Source organism: Corynebacterium sp. HMSC14H10, from assembly GCF_001807105.1.
Taxonomy (GTDB): domain Bacteria; phylum Actinomycetota; class Actinomycetes; order Mycobacteriales; family Mycobacteriaceae; genus Corynebacterium; species Corynebacterium jeikeium_D.
In genome coordinates this window covers 15,318-36,124 of record NZ_KV787417.1, presented here as the reverse complement: position 1 = coordinate 36,124, position 20,807 = coordinate 15,318, and the positions used below count along the sequence as shown (strand labels likewise).

The 20,807-nt window shown below is 60.2% G+C and carries 19 protein-coding genes and 1 tRNA gene; 5 read left to right on the top strand and 15 right to left on the bottom strand.

Going from position 1 to position 20,807, the window contains the following annotated elements:
- Nucleotides 1–2: 2 nt before the first annotated feature.
- Complete coding sequence (gene glyA, locus HMPREF3135_RS04200) at nt 3–1,304, bottom strand: serine hydroxymethyltransferase (RefSeq protein ID WP_005510713.1); 1,302 nt, start codon at nt 1,302–1,304, stop codon at nt 3–5.
- A gap of 150 nt (nt 1,305–1,454) precedes the next feature.
- Here glyA and coaA point away from each other — a divergent pair, with 150 nt between their 5' ends.
- Entirely contained in the window at nt 1,455–2,390 is a 936-nt protein-coding gene (coaA, locus tag HMPREF3135_RS04195; RefSeq protein WP_038626177.1) for a type I pantothenate kinase, read from the top strand.
- Between the two features lie 30 nt (nt 2,391–2,420).
- Here coaA and HMPREF3135_RS04190 read toward each other — a convergent pair whose 3' ends face one another.
- The 4 genes from HMPREF3135_RS04190 to mca form a co-directional block, all read right to left on the bottom strand.
- Nucleotides 2,421–3,206 (bottom strand): isoprenyl transferase, encoded by a 786-nt coding sequence (locus HMPREF3135_RS04190; protein ID WP_038626180.1) that lies wholly within the window; start codon nt 3,204–3,206, stop codon nt 2,421–2,423.
- A 38-nt stretch (nt 3,207–3,244) separates the two neighbouring features.
- Nucleotides 3,245–4,336, bottom strand: a complete 1,092-nt coding sequence (locus HMPREF3135_RS04185; RefSeq protein WP_070438230.1) for a 3-deoxy-7-phosphoheptulonate synthase — start codon at nt 4,334–4,336, stop codon at nt 3,245–3,247.
- A 312-nt stretch (nt 4,337–4,648) separates the two neighbouring features.
- Nucleotides 4,649–4,933 (bottom strand): hypothetical protein, encoded by a 285-nt coding sequence (locus HMPREF3135_RS04180; RefSeq protein WP_016423190.1) that lies wholly within the window; start codon nt 4,931–4,933, stop codon nt 4,649–4,651.
- A gap of 27 nt (nt 4,934–4,960) precedes the next feature.
- The gene (gene mca / locus HMPREF3135_RS04175; protein ID WP_070438243.1) at nt 4,961–5,815 is read right to left on the bottom strand and encodes a mycothiol conjugate amidase Mca; all 855 of its coding nucleotides are present in this window, start codon (nt 5,813–5,815) and stop codon (nt 4,961–4,963) included.
- A 261-nt stretch (nt 5,816–6,076) separates the two neighbouring features.
- Between mca and HMPREF3135_RS04170 the strand changes: the two genes are divergently transcribed.
- Nucleotides 6,077–6,544, top strand: a complete 468-nt coding sequence (locus HMPREF3135_RS04170) for a DUF4307 domain-containing protein (RefSeq protein ID WP_048733970.1) — start codon at nt 6,077–6,079, stop codon at nt 6,542–6,544.
- A 173-nt stretch (nt 6,545–6,717) separates the two neighbouring features.
- Nucleotides 6,718–7,230, top strand: a complete 513-nt coding sequence (gene greA, locus HMPREF3135_RS04165) for a transcription elongation factor GreA (protein ID WP_048733968.1) — start codon at nt 6,718–6,720, stop codon at nt 7,228–7,230.
- Nucleotides 7,231–7,478: 248 nt separating this feature from the next.
- On the opposite strand, the gene HMPREF3135_RS04160 is transcribed toward greA, so the two are convergent.
- The gene (locus HMPREF3135_RS04160; RefSeq protein WP_048733966.1) at nt 7,479–8,306 is read right to left on the bottom strand and encodes a Bax inhibitor-1/YccA family protein; all 828 of its coding nucleotides are present in this window, start codon (nt 8,304–8,306) and stop codon (nt 7,479–7,481) included.
- Between the two features lie 235 nt (nt 8,307–8,541).
- Here HMPREF3135_RS04160 and HMPREF3135_RS04155 point away from each other — a divergent pair, with 235 nt between their 5' ends.
- Both HMPREF3135_RS04155 and HMPREF3135_RS04150 read left to right on the top strand, forming a co-directional pair.
- Nucleotides 8,542–8,874 carry a hypothetical protein gene (locus HMPREF3135_RS04155; protein WP_048733964.1) on the top strand — a complete coding sequence of 111 codons (333 nt, stop codon included), beginning with the start codon at nt 8,542–8,544 and terminating at the stop codon, nt 8,872–8,874.
- Between the two features lie 71 nt (nt 8,875–8,945).
- Nucleotides 8,946–10,529: a succinic semialdehyde dehydrogenase gene (locus tag HMPREF3135_RS04150; protein WP_049172253.1), complete on the top strand. Its 1,584-nt coding sequence runs from the start codon at nt 8,946–8,948 to the stop codon at nt 10,527–10,529.
- Between the two features lie 62 nt (nt 10,530–10,591).
- On the opposite strand, the gene HMPREF3135_RS04145 is transcribed toward HMPREF3135_RS04150, so the two are convergent.
- The 9 genes from HMPREF3135_RS04145 to HMPREF3135_RS04105 all read right to left on the bottom strand — a co-directional run bounded on the left by HMPREF3135_RS04145 (nt 10,592) and on the right by HMPREF3135_RS04105 (nt 20,697).
- A tRNA-Leu gene (locus HMPREF3135_RS04145) sits at nt 10,592–10,668 on the bottom strand.
- A gap of 12 nt (nt 10,669–10,680) precedes the next feature.
- A complete protein-coding gene (locus HMPREF3135_RS04140) occupies nt 10,681–11,670 on the bottom strand; it encodes a Ppx/GppA phosphatase family protein (RefSeq protein WP_049172251.1) in 990 nt (329 codons plus the stop codon).
- Complete coding sequence (locus HMPREF3135_RS04135; protein ID WP_048733959.1) at nt 11,671–12,207, bottom strand: DUF501 domain-containing protein; 537 nt, start codon at nt 12,205–12,207, stop codon at nt 11,671–11,673.
- Nucleotides 12,208–12,344: 137 nt separating this feature from the next.
- Nucleotides 12,345–12,881 carry an FtsB family cell division protein gene (locus HMPREF3135_RS04130; RefSeq protein ID WP_048733957.1) on the bottom strand — a complete coding sequence of 179 codons (537 nt, stop codon included), beginning with the start codon at nt 12,879–12,881 and terminating at the stop codon, nt 12,345–12,347.
- 112 nt (nt 12,882–12,993) lie between these two features.
- Entirely contained in the window at nt 12,994–14,268 is a 1,275-nt protein-coding gene (gene eno, locus HMPREF3135_RS04125; protein WP_048733955.1) for a phosphopyruvate hydratase, read from the bottom strand.
- Between the two features lie 85 nt (nt 14,269–14,353).
- The gene (locus HMPREF3135_RS04120) at nt 14,354–15,214 is read right to left on the bottom strand and encodes a lytic transglycosylase domain-containing protein (protein WP_070438227.1); all 861 of its coding nucleotides are present in this window, start codon (nt 15,212–15,214) and stop codon (nt 14,354–14,356) included.
- Nucleotides 15,215–15,285: 71 nt separating this feature from the next.
- Nucleotides 15,286–16,326 carry a MazG nucleotide pyrophosphohydrolase domain-containing protein gene (locus HMPREF3135_RS04115; protein WP_049182369.1) on the bottom strand — a complete coding sequence of 347 codons (1,041 nt, stop codon included), beginning with the start codon at nt 16,324–16,326 and terminating at the stop codon, nt 15,286–15,288.
- Nucleotides 16,327–16,333: 7 nt separating this feature from the next.
- Complete coding sequence (mfd, locus tag HMPREF3135_RS04110; RefSeq protein ID WP_070438239.1) at nt 16,334–19,960, bottom strand: transcription-repair coupling factor; 3,627 nt, start codon at nt 19,958–19,960, stop codon at nt 16,334–16,336.
- Nucleotides 19,961–20,004: 44 nt separating this feature from the next.
- Nucleotides 20,005–20,697 carry a TetR/AcrR family transcriptional regulator gene (locus HMPREF3135_RS04105; protein WP_101687444.1) on the bottom strand — a complete coding sequence of 231 codons (693 nt, stop codon included), beginning with the start codon at nt 20,695–20,697 and terminating at the stop codon, nt 20,005–20,007.
- Nucleotides 20,698–20,807 lie beyond the last annotated feature (110 nt).

The window sequence follows — 20,807 nt, the reverse complement described above, 5'->3', positions numbered from 1 at the left end:
AATTAGATGAGGTTCCAGTCCTCGATACCGTCGTAAAGCGGGAATTCCTGAGCAATCTTCGAAACACGAGCACGCAGGGAGTCAACATCCGCATTCTTGCCGGCGGCGAGAGCAGTACCGATGACATCGGCGACCTCGGTGAAGGCCTTCTCGTCGAGACCACGGGTGGCCAGCGCCGGAGTACCGATACGAAGCCCGGATGTAACCATCGGAGGACGCGGGTCAAACGGAACAGCATTGCGGTTGACGGTAATGCCAACAGCGTGGAGCAGATCCTCGGCCTCCTGGCCGTTCATCTCAGAATTGCGCAGATCCGCCAGAACCAGGTGGACATCGGTGCCGCCAGTGAGAACATCGACGCCAGCCTCGGCGCAGTCGGAAGCGGTGAGACGCTCAGCCAGAATGCGGGCACCAGCCAGAGTGCGCTCCTGGCGCTCCTTGAACTCCTCGGTACCAGCAATCTTCAGCGCCACGGCCTTGCCGGCGATGGCGTGCATCAGCGGACCCCCCTGCTGCCCCGGGAAAACAGCGGAGTTCAGCTTCTTGGCGTACTCCTGCTTAGCCAAAATCATGCCCGAACGAGGACCACCGAGGGTCTTGTGAACGGTAGTCGACACAACGTCAGAATGCGGAACCGGCGACGGGTGCAGACCGGCGGCAACCAGGCCTGCGAAGTGCGCCATGTCCGTCCACAACTTCGCACCGACCTCATCGGCGATGGAACGGAAAGCTTCGAAGTCGAGGTGGCGCGGGTACGCCGACCAACCTGCGATGAGAACATCCGGCTTTTCTGCGAGCGCCTGCTCACGCACCTTGTCCATATCGATCCGCATAGTGTCCTTGTCCACACCGTATGCGGCGACGTGGTAGAGCTTGCCGGAGAAGTTCAGCTTCATGCCGTGGGTCAGGTGACCGCCGTGTGCCAGGTCGAGGCCCATAATCTTGTCACCGGCGTTGATTAGCGCATGCAGAACGGCAGCGTTGGCCTGCGCACCTGCGTGTGGCTGAACGTTGGCGAACTCAGCGCCGAAGAGCTCCTTGGCGCGGTTGCGTGCCATGTCCTCGACGACGTCGACGTATTCGCAGCCACCGTAGTAACGACGGCCCGGGTAGCCTTCGGCGTACTTGTTGGTCAGAACCGAGCCCTGAGCTTGCAGCACTGCACGTGGAACAAAGTTCTCACTGGCAATCATTTCGAGCATGTCACGCTGACGAGAGAGCTCCCCTGCCATTGCCTCTGCGAGGTCGGGATCGAGTTCACGCAGCGATTGGTAGCGGACATCGTTATTGTTAGACCCGGTCATGAGTAGGTTTTCGACCTTTCAATGAAACTTCAATGCCACAGGCCATGCTAGCCCTTTATGGGGCAAACCACGAAAGCAGCACCATTCAGGTATGCCCCCTTTATTGACTCGTTTTCCGGTTTTCGGCACCCCCTTGGCACAATTGGAAGTATGACGCGCGCAACATCCCCCAGCCCGTACGTCGAGTTCAAACGCGAGCAGTGGCGCGAAATGCGCAAGAATATGCCTCTGGTGCTGACGGAAGAGGAAGCTGAACGACTTTCCGGTATCGGTGAAAACATCGACCTGGACGAAGTCGCCGAGGTCTATCTTCCGCTTTCTCGTCTGATTCACATGCGTGTGGCGGCGCATCGGGAGCTGAACGCCGTAACGTCGAACTTTCTTGGGGAAAATCCTTCGAAGGGGGCGTCGGTGCCGTTTATTATCGGCGTCGCGGGTTCGGTGGCGGTCGGCAAGTCAACGACGGCGCGTTTGCTGCAGGTCCTGCTCGAGCGCTGGGAGACTAATCCGCGGGTGGACTTGGTTACTACTGATGGCTTCCTCTATCCTTCTGAGGAATTGAATCGCCGTGGGATTATGCAGCGCAAGGGGTATCCGGAGTCGTATGATCAGCGTGCGTTGATGCGGTTTGTCACGGCGGTGAAGTCGGGGGCGCGGCATGTGAAGGCGCCGGTGTATTCGCACACGCTCTATGACCGGGTGCCGGATGAGTTCGTCGATGTCGATCGTCCGGACATTCTCATTCTCGAGGGGCTCAACGTTTTGCAGACGGGCCCGACGCTGATGATTTCCGATCTTTTCGATTTCAGTGTCTACGTCGATGCCCCGCGCGCGGACATCGAACGCTGGTACATTAATCGTTTCCTCAGTCTCCGCCAGACGGCGTTTCGCGCTCCGGGCGCGCACTTCGCGGATTACGCCACGCTTGACGACGAAGCTGCGGCCGAGGTGGCCCGACGCATTTGGCAGCAGGTGAACTTGCCGAACCTGACGGAAAATATTTTGCCCACTCGAGTGCGGGCGTCATTAGTTCTTACGAAGTCTCGGGACCACAAGGTTTCGAGGGTCCGGATGCGCAAACTCTAACATCCGGAAATTTTTCCGGATGTAGGGAGGTTATTTGCCGAAGCGGCGTGAGCGCTGCGAAAAGTCTCGAAGTGCGCGGAGGAAGTCGATGCGGCGGAATTCGGGCCAGTAGGTATCGGTGAACCAAATCTCGGAGTAGGCGGTTTGCCAGAGAAGGAAGCCGCTGAGCCGCTGTTCTCCGGAAGTGCGGATGACTAGATCGGGGTCCGGTTGTCCGGATGTATAGAGGCGGCGAGAAATGGCGTCGGTGGTGATGCTCTCCTCGAGCTCGGAAGCATCAATTCCTTCGGCGACTGATTCCCGGATGATTCTGCGTACTGCGTCGACGATTTCCTGCCGGCCGCCGTAGCCAACGGCGATGTTGACCTGGATGCCGGTGTTGTTCGCGGTGACTTCTTCGTCGTGACGCAGCCGGGCGGTCATTCTTTCCGGAAGGAGCTCGAGGTGGCCGACCATGCGCAGGCGCACGTCGTTAGGCGATTGCGCCAATTCGTCGACGACGTCGGCGATGATGTCGAACAGTAATTCCAGCTCTTCGGGGTCTCGCCCGAGGTTTTCGGTGGAGAGCAGGTAGATGGTGACCAGCTCGATTTCCTGCTCGGCGCACCAGCCGACGAATTCTGCGATTTTGCGGGAGCCGACGCGGTGGCCGTGGCTGACGTCGGTGAATCCAGCCTCCCTCGCCCAGCGGCGGTTGCCATCGGCCATGATGGCAACGTGCTTGGGGCGAGGTTTTCCTTCTAGCTCTTGGGCTAGTTTGCGCTCGTAGAGCGGATACGCAATCCGCCGGAGTGAGGACGGCTGGTTTTCTTTCACATATGTAACTCTACCCAATGGGCACGGCCGCTTTGTGCTTAGTCACGTGCCTGCCGACGCTTCCGGACTTCTGTCGCAAGCGTACGCAGCAGCCGGTCGGTGGTTTCCCAATCCATGCAGGCATCGGTGACGGACTTGCCGTATACGAGGCCATTACGCCCATCGGTAATTTTTTGCGCACCGGCTTCGAGGAAGGACTCCATCATGATGCCGGTGATGCGCTTGTCGCCGGCACCGATGAGCTTGCCGAGCTCCTCAACGACCTCGGCCTGGCGCACCTCGGATTTTCCGGAATTGGCGTGGGAGGCGTCCACCATGATGCTGATGGTTTGCTCGGCCTTGTTCAGGCGGGCTTCGGCGTCGTTAAGCGATGCCTCGTCCCAGTTCGGGCCGGAGGTGCCGCCGCGGAGAATGAGGTGGCAATTGTGGTTGCCGGCGGTTTCGACGACGGCGGCGCGGCCCTGGTCGTTCATGCCGAAGAAGAAGTGCGGGTTTGCTGCAGAGACCAGCGAGTCCACGGCGACCTGGACGTTGCCGTCGGTGCCGTTTTTGAAGCCGATGGGCATGGAAAGTCCGGAAGCGAGCTGGCGGTGGACCTGCGACTCCGTGGTGCGCGCACCAATCGCACCCCAGGAGACGGCATCGGCGATGTATTGCGGGCTGTTGGGCTCGAGGAATTCAGCGCCGGCGGGCAGGCCGGTGCGCAGGACCTCGATGAGCACTTCGCGGGCCATGTGCAGGCCCTTGTTGATTCTGAAGGAGCTATCCAGGTCGGGGTCGTTGATGAGTCCCTTCCAGCCGACGGTGGTGCGCGGCTTTTCGAAGTAGACGCGCATGACGACCAGCAGGTCCTCGTCGAGCTCATCGGCGGTGGCCTTCAGGCGGCGGGCGTAGTCGATGGCGGCCTCGGGGTCGTGAATGGAGCACGGGCCGACAACGACCAGCAGGCGATCGTCCTCGCGGGCGATGACGCGGGCGATGTCGAGTCGCGACTGCTCCACTTCGTTAACTAGGTTCGGGGTCAGTGGCTGTTTGGCCATGACCTCTTCTGGGGAGGGCAGGTCGTGGAAGGCTACGACACGGCGGTTCGCGGTAGAGGCGGGGGCTTCGAGGGAAGTTGGAGGGGTCATCTGAGGTCTCTTTTCTCTGGGGCGTTACGCATGTATTTGGCTGTAGATACGACAAAAGGCAGCGCCCCTATTGGTGGGGCTGCTGCCTTTGGCTCCGGTTGGTGGCGACGTGACGAATAGCCGCCGGCTGTGACTATGTCGTCACTGCCTCCGGAGCCTTCGAAAAATAAAATCGCCACATACGCATGCGCTTGACTGTAGCGCACTGCCTAGAATCCCGCAATTCGAACTCCAAATCCCGCCACACGGGAAACAATCAGGGGTGCGCGCAACTGCCCGTCGTCAAGCGACGCGCACACACCTTGACGCTGACTACTCCGCTTCACGACGCTGCTCTGCTGCAGCCATCGCCTTATCCACAGCCTCGGAATCGAAGGGATCCATGTCGTGCGCCTCGGCGAACTTCCGGCGAGCGGCCATGCGCTTCGCGCGCCGCGAGAGATCCCAGCCGAGAGCCAGGATGACGATGAGCAAAACGACAATGATGAGCAGGCCAACAGGAGAGGCCTTTCCGAAGTCAGCACCCCGCGGACCAGTGGGGTTCTGCGCCAGGAAAATTGTCGTGCGAGCCGCCAAGGCATCGAAGCTTTCAATCATGAGTTCCAGCTTAGCGTTAATTCCGGACTATTCCGCGTCGGGGTCGATACCAGCGAAGAGATCGGCCTCTGGCAGCTCGGTCTGCACGCGAGTGCGGGCGAGTTCAAACTCTTCGGTCGGCCAAACGCGCTGCTGAATGTCTACTGGCACGGCGAAGAATGGCCCGTTCGGATCGATCTGCGTGGCGTGCGCCAGCAGCGCCTGATCCCGCTGCTGGAAGTAATCGCCGCACTCGACCTGTGTGGTCACGCGGGTCATGATGTCGCCGGGAGTCTTAGTCCAACGGCGGAAGGACTCGGTCAGCGGACTTTCCAAGCCGTTGTCACGGTAGTAGTTATCCAGCGCGATGAGGCGCGCCTTGATGAAACCGTGGGTGTAGTAGAGCTTGGAAATCTCCCATGGTTCACCGAGCTCGGGGTACTTATCCGTTCCGGACTCCAGCCAAGCGCGCATGGACACGATGTGGGTCATGATGTGGTCCGGGTGCGGGTAACCACCGTTTTCGTCGTAGGTAATGACAACGTGCGGGCGGAATTCCCGGATGGCCCGAATGAGAGGCTTGGTCGCATCCTCGACCGATTGGCGCGCAAACACACCGTGCGACAGCACCGGCACCGGGTTACCCGCAGGCAGACCGGAGTCGGTAAAGCCGAGCCACTCATGTTCAACGCCGAGAATCTCAGCGGCTGCAGCCATTTCGTGAACGCGCACCGAGGCGATATTCTCCCGCACCTCCGGCCGATCCATCGCCGGGTTGAGAATGCTACCGGCCTCACCGCCGGTGCAGGTCACCACTTTGACGCGATGCCCTTCCGCCACATATCGGGCCATTGTTGCGGCGCCCTTGCTCGATTCGTCATCAGGATGAGCGTGAATCGCCATCAGACGAAGTGCCAATTGAAGTCACTCCCGCTACTATCTCAGTCCATGTTTTCTGGCCGAGGCCGGGGCCCTTCGACCGCAACGATGCTACTACAGCACCGTTTCAATACCGCCCCACTATAGCGCTGCACCATCATATGACTACGCAGCATCGCTACTCGGTGGAACGACATAGCAGCAGGACACCGCGCCACACCAGAAAGATTGTTTAACTGTCAACATTTTACCACGTCGACCAAGAACTCCGATAGGCTAAAAAGCATGGCTGAAAGTTCGGAGCGAAACACCCGAAATACCGCAGCGCCTAACGGGCAGCGCGAGCGCTATGGGGACAACAGTCGCACTCTCCCCGCAAAATTGGTTGTCATCGCTATTGTTGGCATGCTCGTCATCGCCGGCGCATACATCTTCGTTCAGATGAACCGCGTCTCCGCCCCGGATGTCTCTGCAACGCAAGCGGGCTGGAGCCGCACTCCAGGTAAGGAAGATGAGCAGTTCATCTTCACGCTGGACGTCACCCGCGAAAAGCCGGAGCTGGATAGCTACTGCATTATCTACGCGCTGAACTATGACGTGGCAGAGGTCGGCCGTCGCGACGTATTCATCCCGGGCGGCGGCCCCGCTACGGTGCGTATGGACGTCCCCATTGCCACCCGCGAGCTGGCCGTCGCAGGCGATGTCTACGGCTGCTCCACCGACATTCCGGAGTTCCTCGCACCTGCTAAGTAACTGCCTTTCGCAACTGAGGATTATGCGCTTCCACGGCACGTCGTAAAGCGTGCGCGACAACACTCCGACGCGCCTGTTATTGCCATGTGGCGTGACAGTGCTATCCTGTGACGCAGCCGACGGCCCCACGCGGGGCCGCTTTTGTATTAAATAGCCAAAACACAGGAGGAACCATGACTGAGGCAAAGAACAATAGCCCATGGCTCACCCAGGAGTCCTACGACAAGCTCAAGGCCGAGCTTGAGGCGCTATATGAAAACCGCCCGGTCATCGCCGCCGAGATTAACGAGCGCCGCGAAGAGGGCGACTTGAAGGAAAACGCCGGCTACGATGCCGCTCGTGAGCAGCAGGGACAGGAAGAGGCGCGCATCCGCTACCTCGAAGACCTGCTGCAGCGCGCCACCGTCGGCGAGATCCCGCAGGAGTCCGGTGTGGCTCTGGTCGGCACCGTGGTCCACGTCTACTACGACGGCGACGAAGACGACACCGAGACCTTCCTCATCGGTACCCGTGGCGCTGACTCCTCCAACCCGAACCTGGAGACCTACTCCACCGATTCCCCGCTGGGCAAGGCTCTGGTCGGCGCTAAGGAGGGCGAGACCCGCACTTACGCTTCCCCAAGCGGCGACGAAGTGTCTGTCACTGTGGTCAAGGCTGAGCCGTACGACCCGGAGATGGACGCCTAAGCGCTCCCGGCGTTAGACCGCCTCAACCCAGGCGGCAACTTCGGGCCACAGTGCCCGATTCTTGGACCGATAGAAGCCCATATGGCCTATCGGTCCATTTTTTGTGCCCTCTCCCGCTTCAATAACGCGCTTTACGACGTCACACTGAACAGCCTGATCGGTCAATATGTCGACTGCCAACAACAAAGCGCCGGCCACCCGTAATAACGGGCTAACCGGCGCTTGTGCGTTAGTTAGTTTTCTAGCGTTTAGTCCCTGAAGTAGGACAGCAGACGCAGAATCTCGGTGTAGAGCCAGACCAGGGTCACAGCCAGGCCGAGGGCGACACCCCAGGCGTACTGAGCCGGAGCGCCAGCGCGGACCAGGCGGTCAGCCTGATCGAAGTCAATCAGGAAGCTGAAGGCTGCCAGGCCGATGCAGACCAGCGAGAAGATGATCGACAGCATGCCGCCGTCACGCAGCGGGAAGCCCAGGCCGAACAGGGAGAGCACCAGGTTGCCCAGCATGAGGACCAGCACACCGATCAGAGCCGCACTCATAAAACGGGTGAACTTCGGGGTCACGCGGATAGCGCCCGACTTGTAGACGAAGAGCATACCGATGAAGACACCCAGGGTGGCCAGCACTGCCTGCATAATCAGCGCACCTGCGGCAACGCCCTGAATTGGAGCGGTGAACATGAAGCTGATGCCACCGACGAAGAGGCCCTCGAAGGCCGCGTAGGTGAGGGTAACCGGCGCGGAGCCGTACTTCTTGCCGAAGGTGGAAACCAAAACAGTAATCAGACCACCGATGGCGCCGACAATGGTCAGAATCATGGCCAGGCTGGTGGAGACACTGACGGCAATGAAGAAATTGACCGCAGCCAAAACGATGATGGTTGCCAGCGTGATGCCGGTCTTGGAAACGACATCGTCGACCGTCATCGGACGGTAGTCGGCGGCAACCTGCGACTGGTACGGGTTATCCCCGTAGCCAGCGCCCATCTGACCTTGGCCGTAGTGATGTGCGCCCGCCTGTCCGCGGGCGACGGTCTTAGTAAGTGAACTGAATGCAGGATTGCTGCTTTCGCGCACGTCGTCCTTCTTTCTTTTCTCAGTTTTTCTTACGTTTTGTATTCAGGCACACGCGCTTACGTTTGCCTACACTTTCTACAACGGGCGATGTAAAGGTATTGTTCCCAACCCTGAAAAACAGTTAGTATCAAGGTAATTCCTCGCCTGCTGGCGGTGATTTTGTAATCGCGGAAAAACTCACAGTCGCCAGGCGTGGGCACCACATGAGTGATTATGAAACAGGAGGTTGGTCAAGATGTCTGATGGCCTTGACTACGATCCGGATACCACTGGTGATTTCGACGAGACCACGCTCGATGGCTCAGAGGGACTCGATGGCGACTTCCTCACCGGTGATGGCGAGAATTATGTAATGGATCCGCCGGACCGCTGGCGGGGCGCTTCTCCGCATGACACTCTCGGCAAGCGGTTGGCCGAGGAAAAGCCGGACATCGACGTCGACGACGATCTGGATGATGACCCGGAGATGCGCTACGGCGATGTCGACGGCCACGAACCGTTCGAGTTCGGCAACGATGGCCCGCGCGACCCGGACCGCAACCGTCGGATGGGCTGGACTACTTACTAAAGTTTTCTAAGTTTTTGTAGTTTTGCCAAATTTACTATCTCGGGGCGCCGCGCAACAGTAGTATCTGTGCCATGACAGCATCTACTGCTACGACAAACCGAACTACCATCCGCAATCCGCTTAACGACGAGCTCGTTGCCCGCCTTCTTCAGCGCGTCACGGTAGCTGATAAGTCGAAGACCGCCACTATCTCGGCACCATTTACCGGCCAGGAGCTGGCGCAGATTCCTGTCGGTACCCAGGCCGATGTCGACGAGGCCTTCAAGCGTGCCCGTGCCGCGCAGAAGAAGTGGGCCCGCATGGCGCCGGAAAAGCGCGGCGAAGTGCTGCACCACTTCCACGACCTGCTCTTTACCCACTGCGACCAGGTGCTGGACCTGCTGCAGGCCGAGACCGGTAAAAACCGCGCCAGTGCCCACGAGGAGCTCGTACACACAGCTATCACCGCCCGCTACTACGGCAATCAGGGCCCGAAACTGCTTGAGCCGAAGCGAGCACACGGCGCTGTCCCGGTACTTTCCAAGACCACCGTCTACCACCATCCAAAGGGCGTAGTCGGTGTTATTGCTCCGTGGAATTACCCACTGACCCTCGCGGTTTCCGACGCGCTGGCTGCACTGATGGCCGGTAACGCCATCGTGCTCAAGCCGGACAGCACCACTCCGTTTACTGCTCTCTTCGCTGTCGATTTGCTCTACCGCGCTGGCCTTCCGGAGGATCTCTTCCAGGTCATTCCAGGTCCCGGTCGCGTTGTCGGCCAGGGCATTGTCGGCCAGTGTGACTTCCTGATGTTCACCGGCTCCTCCGAGACCGGCCGCTCGCTGGCGCAGCAGTGCGGCGAGCGCCTGATTAGTTTCTCCGCGGAGCTCGGCGGCAAGAACCCGTTGATTGTCGCCGAAGATGCCAACATCAACCGCGCGGTCGAGGGCGCACGCATTGGCTGCTTCACCAACTCCGGTCACCTGTGCGTGTCCATTGAGCGAATCTATGTCGTGGACTCCGTCTGGGACGAGTTCGTCCCGGCATTCACCGACCGCGTGAAGGCAATGTCCATCGGCGCTGGCTACGAGTGGGAAACCGAGATGGGCTGTCTGCAGTCGCAGGGCCAGTTCGACACCGTCAAGTCCATGGTCGACGAGGCTATCGAGGCCGGCGCCACCGTGCTGGCCGGCGGTCGTCCTCGCCCGGATCTGGGACCGCTGTTCTACGAGCCGACCGTGCTTACCGACGTCCCGGAGGGCGTCGCCCTGCTGACCGAAGAGGTATTCGGCCCGGTGGTAGTCCTCCAGCGTGTCTCGGATGTCCACGAGGCTATCGCCAAGTCCAACGATTCCCGTTATGGCCTCAACGCTTCGCTGTGGACCTCCCCGCGTCGCGCAAAGGAGCTGGCTCCACAGCTTGAGGCCGGCACTGTCAATGTCAACGATGGTTTTGCTGCGGCCTTCGCGTCTGTCGATGCCCCGATGGGTGGTTTCAAGGATTCGGGTGTGGGCCGTCGTCAAGCAGCGGGCGGCCTGCTGAAGTACACCGATGAGCAGACAGTGACCGTGCAGCGTCTTTCCCCGGTGTCGATGCCGCAGATGCCGCGTGAGCTGTACTCGAAGGTGTTCAACACGGCACTTGTCCTCGGCAAGAAGTTCAACGTCCTGCCGTAATCCGCATGTAGCGCGCACAAATAGCAAAAGGCCAGGTCAGAAAACTCTCTGACCTGGCCTTTTGGTGCCCCCAGTGGGACTCGAACCCACACTGAAAGGATTTTAAGTCCTCTGCCTCTGCCAATTGGGCTATAGGGGCCCCTAAGAAAGATTAATGGGCGATATGGGTGTCTACCAAACTCGCCACAATTCCGTCGAGGATATCCTTCTCGCTGATGTAGAAAAAGCGCTGCTCTTCCTTCGCTGCCTCGGAAAGCGGCAGCGCCTCAAACATGTCCATCAGACCGTCCACAATGATGGAACCGCCGGCGAAGACATCCGCGCGCTTCGGATGCATCACGGGATTGGCAGCGAGGGACTCCGCGTCGGTCTCAATCACGGACGCGGTCAGCGCACGCAACGCCGCAAAGCGCAGCTGCGACAGGTGGATTGCCTCCGGGTCGTAGGTTTCTAGCCCCTGTGCCAGCGCCGACAGCGTGGTGAAGGTCCCGGCGCAGCCGACGATGGTGCGAGCCTTGTCGACAGGCACCTTCGCAACAATCTCGTCGGCCAGCTCCGCAACATACGAACGCGCCTCCTGGACCTGTTCCGCCGTCGGTGGCGAGGCCTGCAGGAACCGTTCGGTCAAGCGCACACTGCCCATAGCCACGGAATCAGAACCGGCTACCGTACCATCGTGGTCACCGACAATAACCTCGGTGGAGCCACCGCCGACGTCAATGACGCAATACGGACCGAGCTCGGGCTCCAAGTCATCGACTGCCCCGCGGAAGGACAGCGCCGCTTCCTCGTCGCCGGAAATAACCTCGGCCTCTGCACCCCACGGAGCGAGAATCTCGCGGGTCATGGCGAAGAAATCGTCGCGGTTGCTTGCGTCGCGCGTCGCCGATGTCGCCACCATTCGGACTGCTTGCACTTTCTCGACCTGCATAAGCTCCGCATACTTCGTCAGAGCCTCCCGCACGCGCTCCAGCGCCTCTGGAGCCAGCATGCCAGTGGCGTCCACGCCCTGGCCAAGGCGGACGATTTCCATCAGTCGGTGCAGTTCTGTGATTTCGAGAACTCCATCGACGACCTCGACCCGGCTGATAAGCAGGCGAAGCGAGTTAGTGCCGCAGTCGACGGCAGCGAGGGTCGTCATTTATCCCTCCACCCCCGGATACGCAATACCGAGCTCGGCAATCGTGGGCCAATCTGCGGGAATCGCGGTGCCGCGCAGCTTCTCGTTCTCCGCCGCCAGCGCCACCGACTCAGTACCCAGTCGGAAGTGATTCGGCCCCTTGGCCAGGGCGTAGGCAATAAGAACGTGGAGGCACTTCACGCGCGTCGGCATGCCGCCACCGGAGAAGTCCGTGCCCAGGTCTTCCATCTCATTGCGCTCTGCCAGAAACGCCTCATGTGCACGCTGGTAATCGGCGGCGAGCTCTTCGTCGCTTTCCAGACGCGCGGTCATTTCCTTCATCACGCCAGTCGTCTCCAACCGAGAGGCCTCGGCGGTGAGTCGCGGATCAGTTAGGTAAAAGAGCGTGGGAAACGGAGTGCCATCGTCCAAGCGCGGCTTCGTCTTGACCACACCAGGAGTGCCGTCGGGGCTGCGGTAAGAGATGTCCACTACACCCCGCGGTTCACGTCCGAGCTGCTCCGCTATCACTTCCAAATCTGCGGTATCCACAGACATCGGTCACACTCCTTTTGCTTCCGTTTTACTGACACATAATCTCACAGTCGCCTTACAAGCGCGTTGTTTCGCTTTACGACGGCACACTCCGCCGCGCATGCAACCTCACCGAGAGGCTCAGGTAGCCGTATGGAGGTTTAGGACTCCGGTACCGTCGGCAAGCTCTCTGGCCTCGTTGCCTGATCGCGCCCCGGATTCGGGCGAGTCTCTTCGGGTTCGGGCGGGATGGAAATGGAATCCCACAGCGTCTCGTACCACTTCTTAGCCTGGTGCTGCGGAATTTCCTCCGGCTGCGTCACAGGCTGTTCGCCCACGGCCGGATCGAGGATACGGAATGGGGTCTCCCCCGGCTCTACCAGCCCCAGGCGCAGACGTGCCTGCTCCTTAACGTAGGCGGGGTTGGAGTAAAGCTCCTTTTCATCCTCTAACTGCTTAATTCGCTGTTCCATGCGAGCAATATTGTCCTGCGTGGCGGCGACATCCGCCTGTTGTTGTGCAAAAGTCCGCAGCGGAATTGCGAGAACAGATACTAAGAAAAGCACCAGCAGACCAATGCCGATCTTCTGTGCTGTGCTCAGCGAGCGCATTCCCGATGCGATTGCCGCTGCCGAACGCTGCCCCGCCCCTGCAGGGCGCGACTGTGTTCCGCGGCGAGATCGGTCCGATGCACTCATGCCCCACACTCTACCCGACCGCCAGCCGATGAAATAACAAAAACCCGCCCACAACCACGTGCGTGGTGCGGACGGGCAGTGCTAGACGCAGCTTTCGCAGCGCCTCAGCTCTTTACTTGAAACGCGGGAATGCGCTGCGACCAGCGTAGACTGCGGCGTCACCCAGGTACTCCTCGATGCGCAGCAGCTGGTTGTACTTAGCAACGCGCTCGGAGCGAGCCGGAGCACCGGTCTTGATCTGGCCACAGTTCAGGCCGACAGCCAGGTCAGCGATGGTAGTGTCCTCGGTCTCACCAGAGCGGTGGGACATCATGGACTTGTAGCCGGCGTTGTGAGCCATTGCGACGGCCTCGAAGGTCTCGGACAGGGTACCAATCTGGTTGACCTTGACCAGCAGAGCATTAGCGGCCTTCTTCTCAATGCCCTCTGCCAGACGCTTCGGGTTGGTGACGAAGAAGTCGTCGCCGACAATCTGGACCTTGTCACCAAGCTGAGCGGTCAGGGTGGTGTAGCCCTCCCAGTCATCTTCCTGCAGCGGATCCTCGATGGAGACGATGGCGTAGTTCTCAACCAGGTCAGCGTAGACAGCTGCCATCTCCTCAGCGGTGTGCTCGCCGCCCTCGAAGTGGTACTTGCCGTCCTTGAAGAACTCGGAAGAAGCGACGTCGAGAGCCAGAGCGACATCGTCGCCCAACTTGTAGCCTGCGGCCTCAATTGCCTCAACAATCAGGTCCAGTGCAGCCTTGGTGGAGTCAACCGACGGAGCGAAGCCACCCTCATCGCCGAGGCCAGTGGACAGGCCCTTGTCCTTAATGACCTTCTTGAGTGCGTGGTAGACCTCAGCACCGACGCGCAGTGCTTCCTTGAAGGTCGGGGCGCCAATCGGAGCAATCATGAACTCCTGGACGTCAACGCCGGAGTCAGCGTGTGCGCCACCGTTGAGGATGTTCATCATCGGAACCGGCAGAACGTGACCGTTCGGGCCGCCGACGTAGCGGAACAGATCCAGGCCAGCGGACTCAGCAGCAGCCTTGGCAACAGCCATGGAAACACCCAGGATTGCGTTAGCACCCAGGCGGGACTTGTTGTCGGTGCCGTCCAGCTCAATCATGGTCTTGTCAACCAGACGCTGGTCCTCAGCCTCGAGGCCAATAATTGCGTCCTCAATCTCCTCGAGCACAGCGCGGACAGCCTTCTCGACCCCCTTGCCCAGGTAACGGTCTCCGCCATCGCGGAGCTCGTGTGCCTCATGAACGCCGGTGGAGGCACCGGACGGAACCGCAGCGCGGCCCACAGCGCCGTCTTCCAACAGCACCTCAACCTCAACGGTCGGGTTACCACGGGAGTCCAGAATTTCGCGTGCGTTCAACTCGATGATTGCAGCCATAGGTCACCTTTCCGCCGGAACCGTTCCGGCACATGACTCCAATTGTGGCACGGTTTGCCGACCTTCGCCTTAAATCCTTTTCACCCTATGCGGGCTGATTCAGCGCATAGTTCGCCGCAGCGTCCCGAACATCGCGAAGGTACTGCTCAGACTGGTTATATGAGCGAATTGCAGATGGCCACCCTTCCGGGGTGGCGAGGTCGCGTTCCCCACTGCAGAGCATCCGTGCGGTGGTCGCAGTTGCGTCGTCGATGTTGTTGGGGTCGGCGACGCCATCACCAGAAGCATCCATCGCAAAACGATGCCAGGTCTCGGGAATAAACTGCATCGGCCCCACAGCGCGGTCATACTCTGTGTCACCGTCGAGTTCGCCGTTGTCAGTATCGAGAACCTCAGCAAACCCACTCGTGCCGTCCAGCGGCGGACCGATAATCGTCGGACTGACTACCCCATCGGCGCCGATATGAGCCGGCTTGAGCCAATTGCCCGAGTACGTGCCGTGATTAGTCTCCACTTTGCCCAGTCCTGCAAGCGTGTTCCACTCCAGGTGGCAGTTCGGGAACTGTTCTGCCGCAATCACATATGCGTTGCCGTAGGCGCGGAGAGCGTCCTCAGAAATACCCGTCTTCGGGGAAATCTGCTGCGCCCACTGTCGGAGCTGTTCCGAGGTGCGCCCGGGCGCGTTGACATCAATCATCGGCGGTGGCTCAGCCGCAGCAGGCGGCACATTATCCGGAATCGGCTTCTTGGTCAACGACGGGATTACGGGTCCAGTGAACATAGCCAACGCCCCAACCGTGCCAATGATGATCAGCACCGCCAGGGAGGTTAGACCGAGGCAGCCACAGCCTCTCGAGGACTTCTTTTTCCCCTTACTGCGGCCACGCGGCTTCGCCCCGCGGGGTGCGGGGTGCGCGTATTCATCAAAGGGAGAATTAGAAGGCATGGGGAATTACTCTACGGGGTAGACCGTAAAAATCACTCAAACTCGAGGACAGAAATCACTTTTGCTGGAAACTAGCTGTCGCTTTCCGACGGGCCGAAGTCCTCAGCCTCTTCGTTATCTTCGCTGCCCGCTGCCCACTGCTCAGCACTGCCGGCCTGCTGATTCTCCATCTGGGCCAGCTCAGTCAGGAATGCGCGTGAAGCCTGTCGGGTCCGTTCTTCCGCACCGGACTCAGTCTCCAGCCCCGGGGTCGGGACCAGAATCTCCACTGGAATGTCTGCATCGGACAGTCCCAGTGCACGTGCGCGGCGGATGGCTTCCTCAGCCAAAGTCAGAGCTGGCAGCTGTGTGGCCGGGTTCGAGCGCGGACGTCCGCGGCCGTAAGCCCACAGTCGCTCCTGTTCTTCCTCCGACACCATCTCTCCCTCGGCCACAGTGCCGTCGAAGAGGTACGGCTGACGAGCGCGCATCTTCAAAATAAAGTCGGTCGCCACATCGTCGAAGTCGAAGTCCTCCGCGATTTCAGCGTGGAAGAGGATCTGCAGCAGCAGATCTGACAGCTCGCTACGAATGTCACCGCCCTCGTTGACTGCGTCGACAAACTCGTAGGTCTCTTCAATGAGATACGGCAGCAGGCTCTTGTGCGTCTGGCGAGCTTCCCACTGCCCCGTGCGCCGTGCTGCCGCCATGATGTCCACGGCCTCGACGACGTGGGGCAGACGAGCTGCGGCAAGCTGTTCCTGCGGAGTCAGCGGTTCTGCAACAGGCTCTGCCCCTGGCTCTGCAACCGGTTCTGACTCAGGTTCTTTCACCGAGTCCTGCTGGGGAGCCGCCGCAACCTGAGCTGCCGGAGCTGCTGGGTCCTGCGCATCATCCAGCTCGACCGAGTAGACCTTCTCGCCCGCATCGAGGCGATCGAGTACCTCGTCGTTTTCCATATCGGTGGTGACCAGAATCTCCGCCTGGGACACCGAGTGCCCACCGGCGTCGGCGATTGCCCAGCGCACACGGATCGGGACTTCTTCGGTGTAGCTGACTTCACCGGTCAGCAGGCTAGCGGCTTCCAGCGGAATCGCTGTTGGAAAGCGGCTATCGAGCTTGATGATAGTCATACGGTTTCTAGTCCTTTCCCATGTGCGAGATATCCATACGTGGAATTCCCGCCATCGATGTCAAGAAGTCTGCTACCCACTGCACCAATGCAATATCGCGGACAGGTTTTGCCCGCAACCCTCGCCCTTCCTTCGGCATTCCGACGGAAACCGTGCGCGTTGCCGCACGATAGGTCGCCTGTGGATACAGGCGCTTGAGACGCACCTGCTTGGAGTCAGCAAGCTCCATAGGGGTTATTCTAATGTGCGCACCCATGGCTTGAACTTCATGCACGCCGAATTCCCGGCAAATAATTCGAAGTCGTGAAATAACCGCCAGTCTCTCCACCTCAATGGGTGGGGTTCCGTAACGGTCAACAAGCTCTTCGAGCACTACGTCGATATCGTCCAGCGCACTGGCGGCAGCAAATTTGCGGTACGCCTCTAGACGTAGGCGTTCCGACGACACATATTCGGCCGGAATATTCGCATCGACCGGCAAATCGATCCGCACTTCCTTCGGTTCGTTATCGGAAGCATCCGGAGTTTCACCATCGGCCACTGCCTTCAGCGCGGCCACGGCCTCGCCAACCAGTCGGACGTACATATCGAAGCCGACACCGGCAATGTGACCGGACTGCTCCGCACCGAGGATATTTCCGGCACCGCGCATTTCCAGGTCCTTCATGGCCACAGCCATACCGGCACCCAAGTCATTGTTCTGCGCGATCGTGGACAGACGGTCGTAGGAAGTCTCCGTCAGCGTCTGATTTTCCGGGTAGAGGAAGTAGGCATAGGCGCGCTCACGGGAACGGCCCACACGACCACGCAGCTGGTGCAGCTGGGAAAGGCCCATATGGTGCGCGTTTTCCACAATCAACGTATTGGCGTTGGCAATATCCAGGCCGGTCTCCACGATGGTGGTACACACCAGCACGTCGTACTCGCGCTGCCAGAAGCCATCGACCGTGCGCTCCAGCTGCTCCTCCCCCATCTGACCGTGGGCCACTACCACGCGGGCCTCGGGCACCAAATTGCGGATAGTCTGGGCGACTTTGTCAATGGTTTCCACCTTATTATGCAGGTAGAACACCTGGCCGTCGCGAAGCAGCTCTCGCCTGATAGCAGCGGCGACCTGCTTGTCGGACTGCGCGCCGACGTATGTCAGCACCGGGTGACGGTCCTGCGGCGGGGTGAGAATCTGGCTCATCTCGCGGATGCCAGCAATCGACATTTCGAGCGTGCGCGGAATTGGCGTTGCGGACATGGTGAGTACGTCGACGTGGTGCCGTAGCGCCTTGATGTGTTCCTTGTGTTCGACGCCGAAACGCTGCTCCTCGTCAACGATGACCAGGCCGAGTTCTTTCCACTGCACGCCGGTCTGCAGGAGACGATGCGTGCCGATAACAATGTCGACCGTCCCGTTCTTCAACCCTTCGAGGACCTCCTTGGAGTCCTTCGGCGAGGTGAAGCGGGACAGTCCACGGATGGTGACCGGGAAGCCCTCCATACGTTGGGTGAAAGTGGTCAAGTGCTGCTGCGCCAGAAGTGTGGTCGGCACCAACACTGCCACCTGACGGCCATCTTGAACAGCCTTGAAGGCAGCACGCAGTGCCACCTCGGTCTTGCCGTAGCCGACATCGCCGATGAGCACGCGATCCATCGGCACCGGCTTTTCCATGTCGGACTTAATTTCGTCGATGGCCTGCAGTTGATCTTCGGTCTCGGTGAAGGGGAAGTTATCCTCCATCTCCTGCTGCCATGGCGTATCCGGCGCGAACGCGTGGCCCGGCGCGGCTTGGCGCTCGGCGTAGAGCTTGACCAGCTCTTCCGCAATCTCGCGGACAGCGCCACGGGCCTTGCGCTTGGTGGACTTCCAGTCCGAGCCGCCCATCTTCGACAGCGCGGGCTTTTCACCGCCGACATAGCGCGACAGCAAATCCAGGCTCTCCATCGGCACGTAGAGCTGGTCCGAGGGGCCTCCGCGCTTGCTCGGTGCGTACTCGAGCACCACGTACTCGCGGCGAGCCTGATCCTCGCCCGTGCCGATGGTGCGCTCAGTGAGCTTCACAAACCGACCAATGCCATGCGTGTCGTGCACGACATAGTCACCGGCCTTCAGCGCCAGCGGATCCACCTGACCACGGCGCTTCGCTGGCTTGCGGCGCCCACCAAGCGCGCCTTCCGCGATGCGGTTACCTGTGATGTCCTGCTCGGTAATCAGAGTCAGCGCGCCACCGGGGATTCGCGGGAACACCAGGCCACCGTGCAAAACACCCTGGTAGACCGTAATTCTTCCGGACTCGGGATACTCCGGGCCCGCCGCCATGCGCGTCGCAATTCCGGCTTCCCTAAACTTTTCCGCTTGCCGACGCGCCCCCGCGGGCGTCGCCGCCACGTACGCCACTCGCTCCCCCGCGACCGTGGCATCGCGCAGCTGCTTCATCAGGTGACCAATTTCCTTTAAGTCGCCGCGTGGCGCGGGCCCAGGCTCGAAGGTCAGTGGCAGCACATCATCTTCGGTGACTCCCGCCTCCAACATGCCGGGCGGGGAAATATGCCACGAAGTGGGCATCGGGATAGAGGCCAAGCTGCGGTACGCGCTGGGCTCCAGCCCATCCGTGGCGATTGGCGCCGAGCCACCCATCGCAGCAGTTTCCCACGCTGCGGCCATAAACTCCTCGCCTGCACTGATCAAGTCTTGTGCGCGGGAGCGAATGCGCTCCGGCCCGCACATGAGCACATGCGTTTTCTCCGGCATGACCTCGGTGAGCATCTTCATCGGATGCTGACTAATCAGCGGAATCAGCGATTCCATGCCCTCCACCCACTGGCCATCGCCGATGCGGGTGAGCATTTCTTGGACCTGACCCGAGCGCGTGGTGGCGAGTTTCTCCGCGGCGGCCTTCACGTCGTCGTCGATAAGCAGTGCACGACACGGGAAGATATCCAGCTGGTCGACCTCTACCTCAGAGATCGTGCGCTGGTCAGCGACGGAAAAGGCGCGCAGGTCGGTGACCTCGTCACCCCAGAGCTCGATACGTACCGGCAGCTCTTCGGTCGCAGGGAAAACATCGACGATGCCGCCACGCACGGCAAACTGGCCACGCCTGCCGACCATGTCCACATGCGAATAGCCGTGATGCACCAGCCGCTCAACCAGGTTCTCGCAGTCCCGGTCCAGTTGGACGTGAATGGGGGCGCTGGCTTCAGCCTCGAGGTCGTCCACAATCGGCTGCACCAACGAGCGCACCGCCGCAATCAGAACGTCGACTTTGCCCCGGCGAACGTCGTAAAGCGCCTTACGACGCTGCGCCACGGTATCCACCGCTGGCGAAAGCTTCTCATGCGGGAGCGTCTCCCACGAGGGGAACATAGCTACACGGTCGCCGATCATCGACTTGACCTCGGCAGTCAGGTCCTCCGCCTCACGGCCGGTAGCCGTGATGACCAGCACCGGCACCTTCGTAGACATGGCGTAAATAAGGTGCGAACGCACCGCGTCCGCACCCGTGAGCGCCAGCTCGTCTTCGCCGATGCGCCCGAGCACGCCGACAAATTGAGGATCCGTGACAACGAGGCTTTCCAGCCCCGACAGCGGGTTCGGCAGAATGCTGGGTGTGGCTTTCGCCGAGGAAGACGCAGAAGTTGGCATAGCCCCAATATAACCATGCACCCCGGATCCACCCTGCGTGCTGGTTAGCCGTTCTCCGCCACCTGCATCGGGTCTGCTGCGGCACCTGCGCCGAACTTCGCGCCCTCAGCGGCCGCTGGCACATCAGCGGAGCCATGCAGAGTCGGAGAACCCTCCATGCCGGCCAGCCCGTTCCAACACAGGTTCACGATGTGCGCCGCCACTGTCTCCTTATCCGGACTGCGCTTCTCCATCCACCAGCGAGCGGTCTGCGAAACCATACCGACCATGCAGTTTCCGTAGAGCACCGACATGGCCGGGTCGAAGCCGGCGCGTTTGAAAGCCTCGGCAAGGATAGGCGTAATCGACTCAGTGGCATTATTCAGCAGCGTCTCATAGCCACCCGCCACGCCGGGGTCGCGAGAAATAATGGAGAATCCCTCCGGGTTTTCCTCCACATAAGTCAGCAGTGCCAACACCGCCTGTTCGATGCGGTAACGCGAGCGTCCCAGGGACAACGCTTCCCTAATCGTGGCCTCCAGGGTCTTCATCTCCTGGTCGACGACTGCCTGGTAGAGCCGCTCTTTGGTACCGAAATGCTCGTAGACAACCGGCTTTGATACCCCAGCTGCGGCAGCGATCTCCTCCATTGAGGCGGCATCAAGCCCCTTGGCGGCAAAGATTCCACGGCTGACTTCTGTCAGCTGAGCTTTGCGCTGTGGACCGGTCATACGTCGTCTCGGAGAATTGGAGGCCATGCTTTTAGATTAGTGGCTAAAGTCTTGCTATCGTATATCGCAGGCGCAAGCGAGTTGGCTGAGTCGAATCAGCGTCGAATCAGCCATGCAATTTTTCGCGTTTGCCCCAT

Bases quoted from the DNA above. Each gene is read 5' to 3' on its own strand.
- mfd (WP_070438239.1), bottom strand. From the start codon at position 19,960: ATGCCAACTTCTGCGTCTTCCTCGGCGAAAGCCACACCCAGCATTCTG.
- greA (WP_048733968.1), top strand. From the start codon at position 6,718: ATGACTGAGGCAAAGAACAATAGCCCATGGCTCACCCAGGAGTCCTAC.
- HMPREF3135_RS04170 (WP_048733970.1), top strand. From the start codon at position 6,077: ATGGCTGAAAGTTCGGAGCGAAACACCCGAAATACCGCAGCGCCTAAC.
- HMPREF3135_RS04135 (WP_048733959.1), bottom strand. From the start codon at position 12,207: ATGTCTGTGGATACCGCAGATTTGGAAGTGATAGCGGAGCAGCTCGGA.
- HMPREF3135_RS04185 (WP_070438230.1), bottom strand. From the start codon at position 4,336: ATGACCCCTCCAACTTCCCTCGAAGCCCCCGCCTCTACCGCGAACCGC.
- eno (WP_048733955.1), bottom strand. From the start codon at position 14,268: ATGGCTGCAATCATCGAGTTGAACGCACGCGAAATTCTGGACTCCCGT.
- HMPREF3135_RS04155 (WP_048733964.1), top strand. From the start codon at position 8,542: ATGTCTGATGGCCTTGACTACGATCCGGATACCACTGGTGATTTCGAC.
- HMPREF3135_RS04150 (WP_049172253.1), top strand. From the start codon at position 8,946: ATGACAGCATCTACTGCTACGACAAACCGAACTACCATCCGCAATCCG.
- mca (WP_070438243.1), bottom strand. From the start codon at position 5,815: ATGGCGATTCACGCTCATCCTGATGACGAATCGAGCAAGGGCGCCGCA.
- HMPREF3135_RS04140 (WP_049172251.1), bottom strand. From the start codon at position 11,670: ATGACGACCCTCGCTGCCGTCGACTGCGGCACTAACTCGCTTCGCCTG.
- HMPREF3135_RS04115 (WP_049182369.1), bottom strand. From the start codon at position 16,326: ATGACTATCATCAAGCTCGATAGCCGCTTTCCAACAGCGATTCCGCTG.
- glyA (WP_005510713.1), bottom strand. From the start codon at position 1,304: ATGACCGGGTCTAACAATAACGATGTCCGCTACCAATCGCTGCGTGAA.
- HMPREF3135_RS04120 (WP_070438227.1), bottom strand. From the start codon at position 15,214: ATGCCTTCTAATTCTCCCTTTGATGAATACGCGCACCCCGCACCCCGC.
- HMPREF3135_RS04105 (WP_101687444.1), bottom strand. From the start codon at position 20,697: ATGGCCTCCAATTCTCCGAGACGACGTATGACCGGTCCACAGCGCAAA.
- HMPREF3135_RS04180 (WP_016423190.1), bottom strand. From the start codon at position 4,933: ATGATTGAAAGCTTCGATGCCTTGGCGGCTCGCACGACAATTTTCCTG.
- coaA (WP_038626177.1), top strand. From the start codon at position 1,455: ATGACGCGCGCAACATCCCCCAGCCCGTACGTCGAGTTCAAACGCGAG.
- HMPREF3135_RS04130 (WP_048733957.1), bottom strand. From the start codon at position 12,881: ATGAGTGCATCGGACCGATCTCGCCGCGGAACACAGTCGCGCCCTGCA.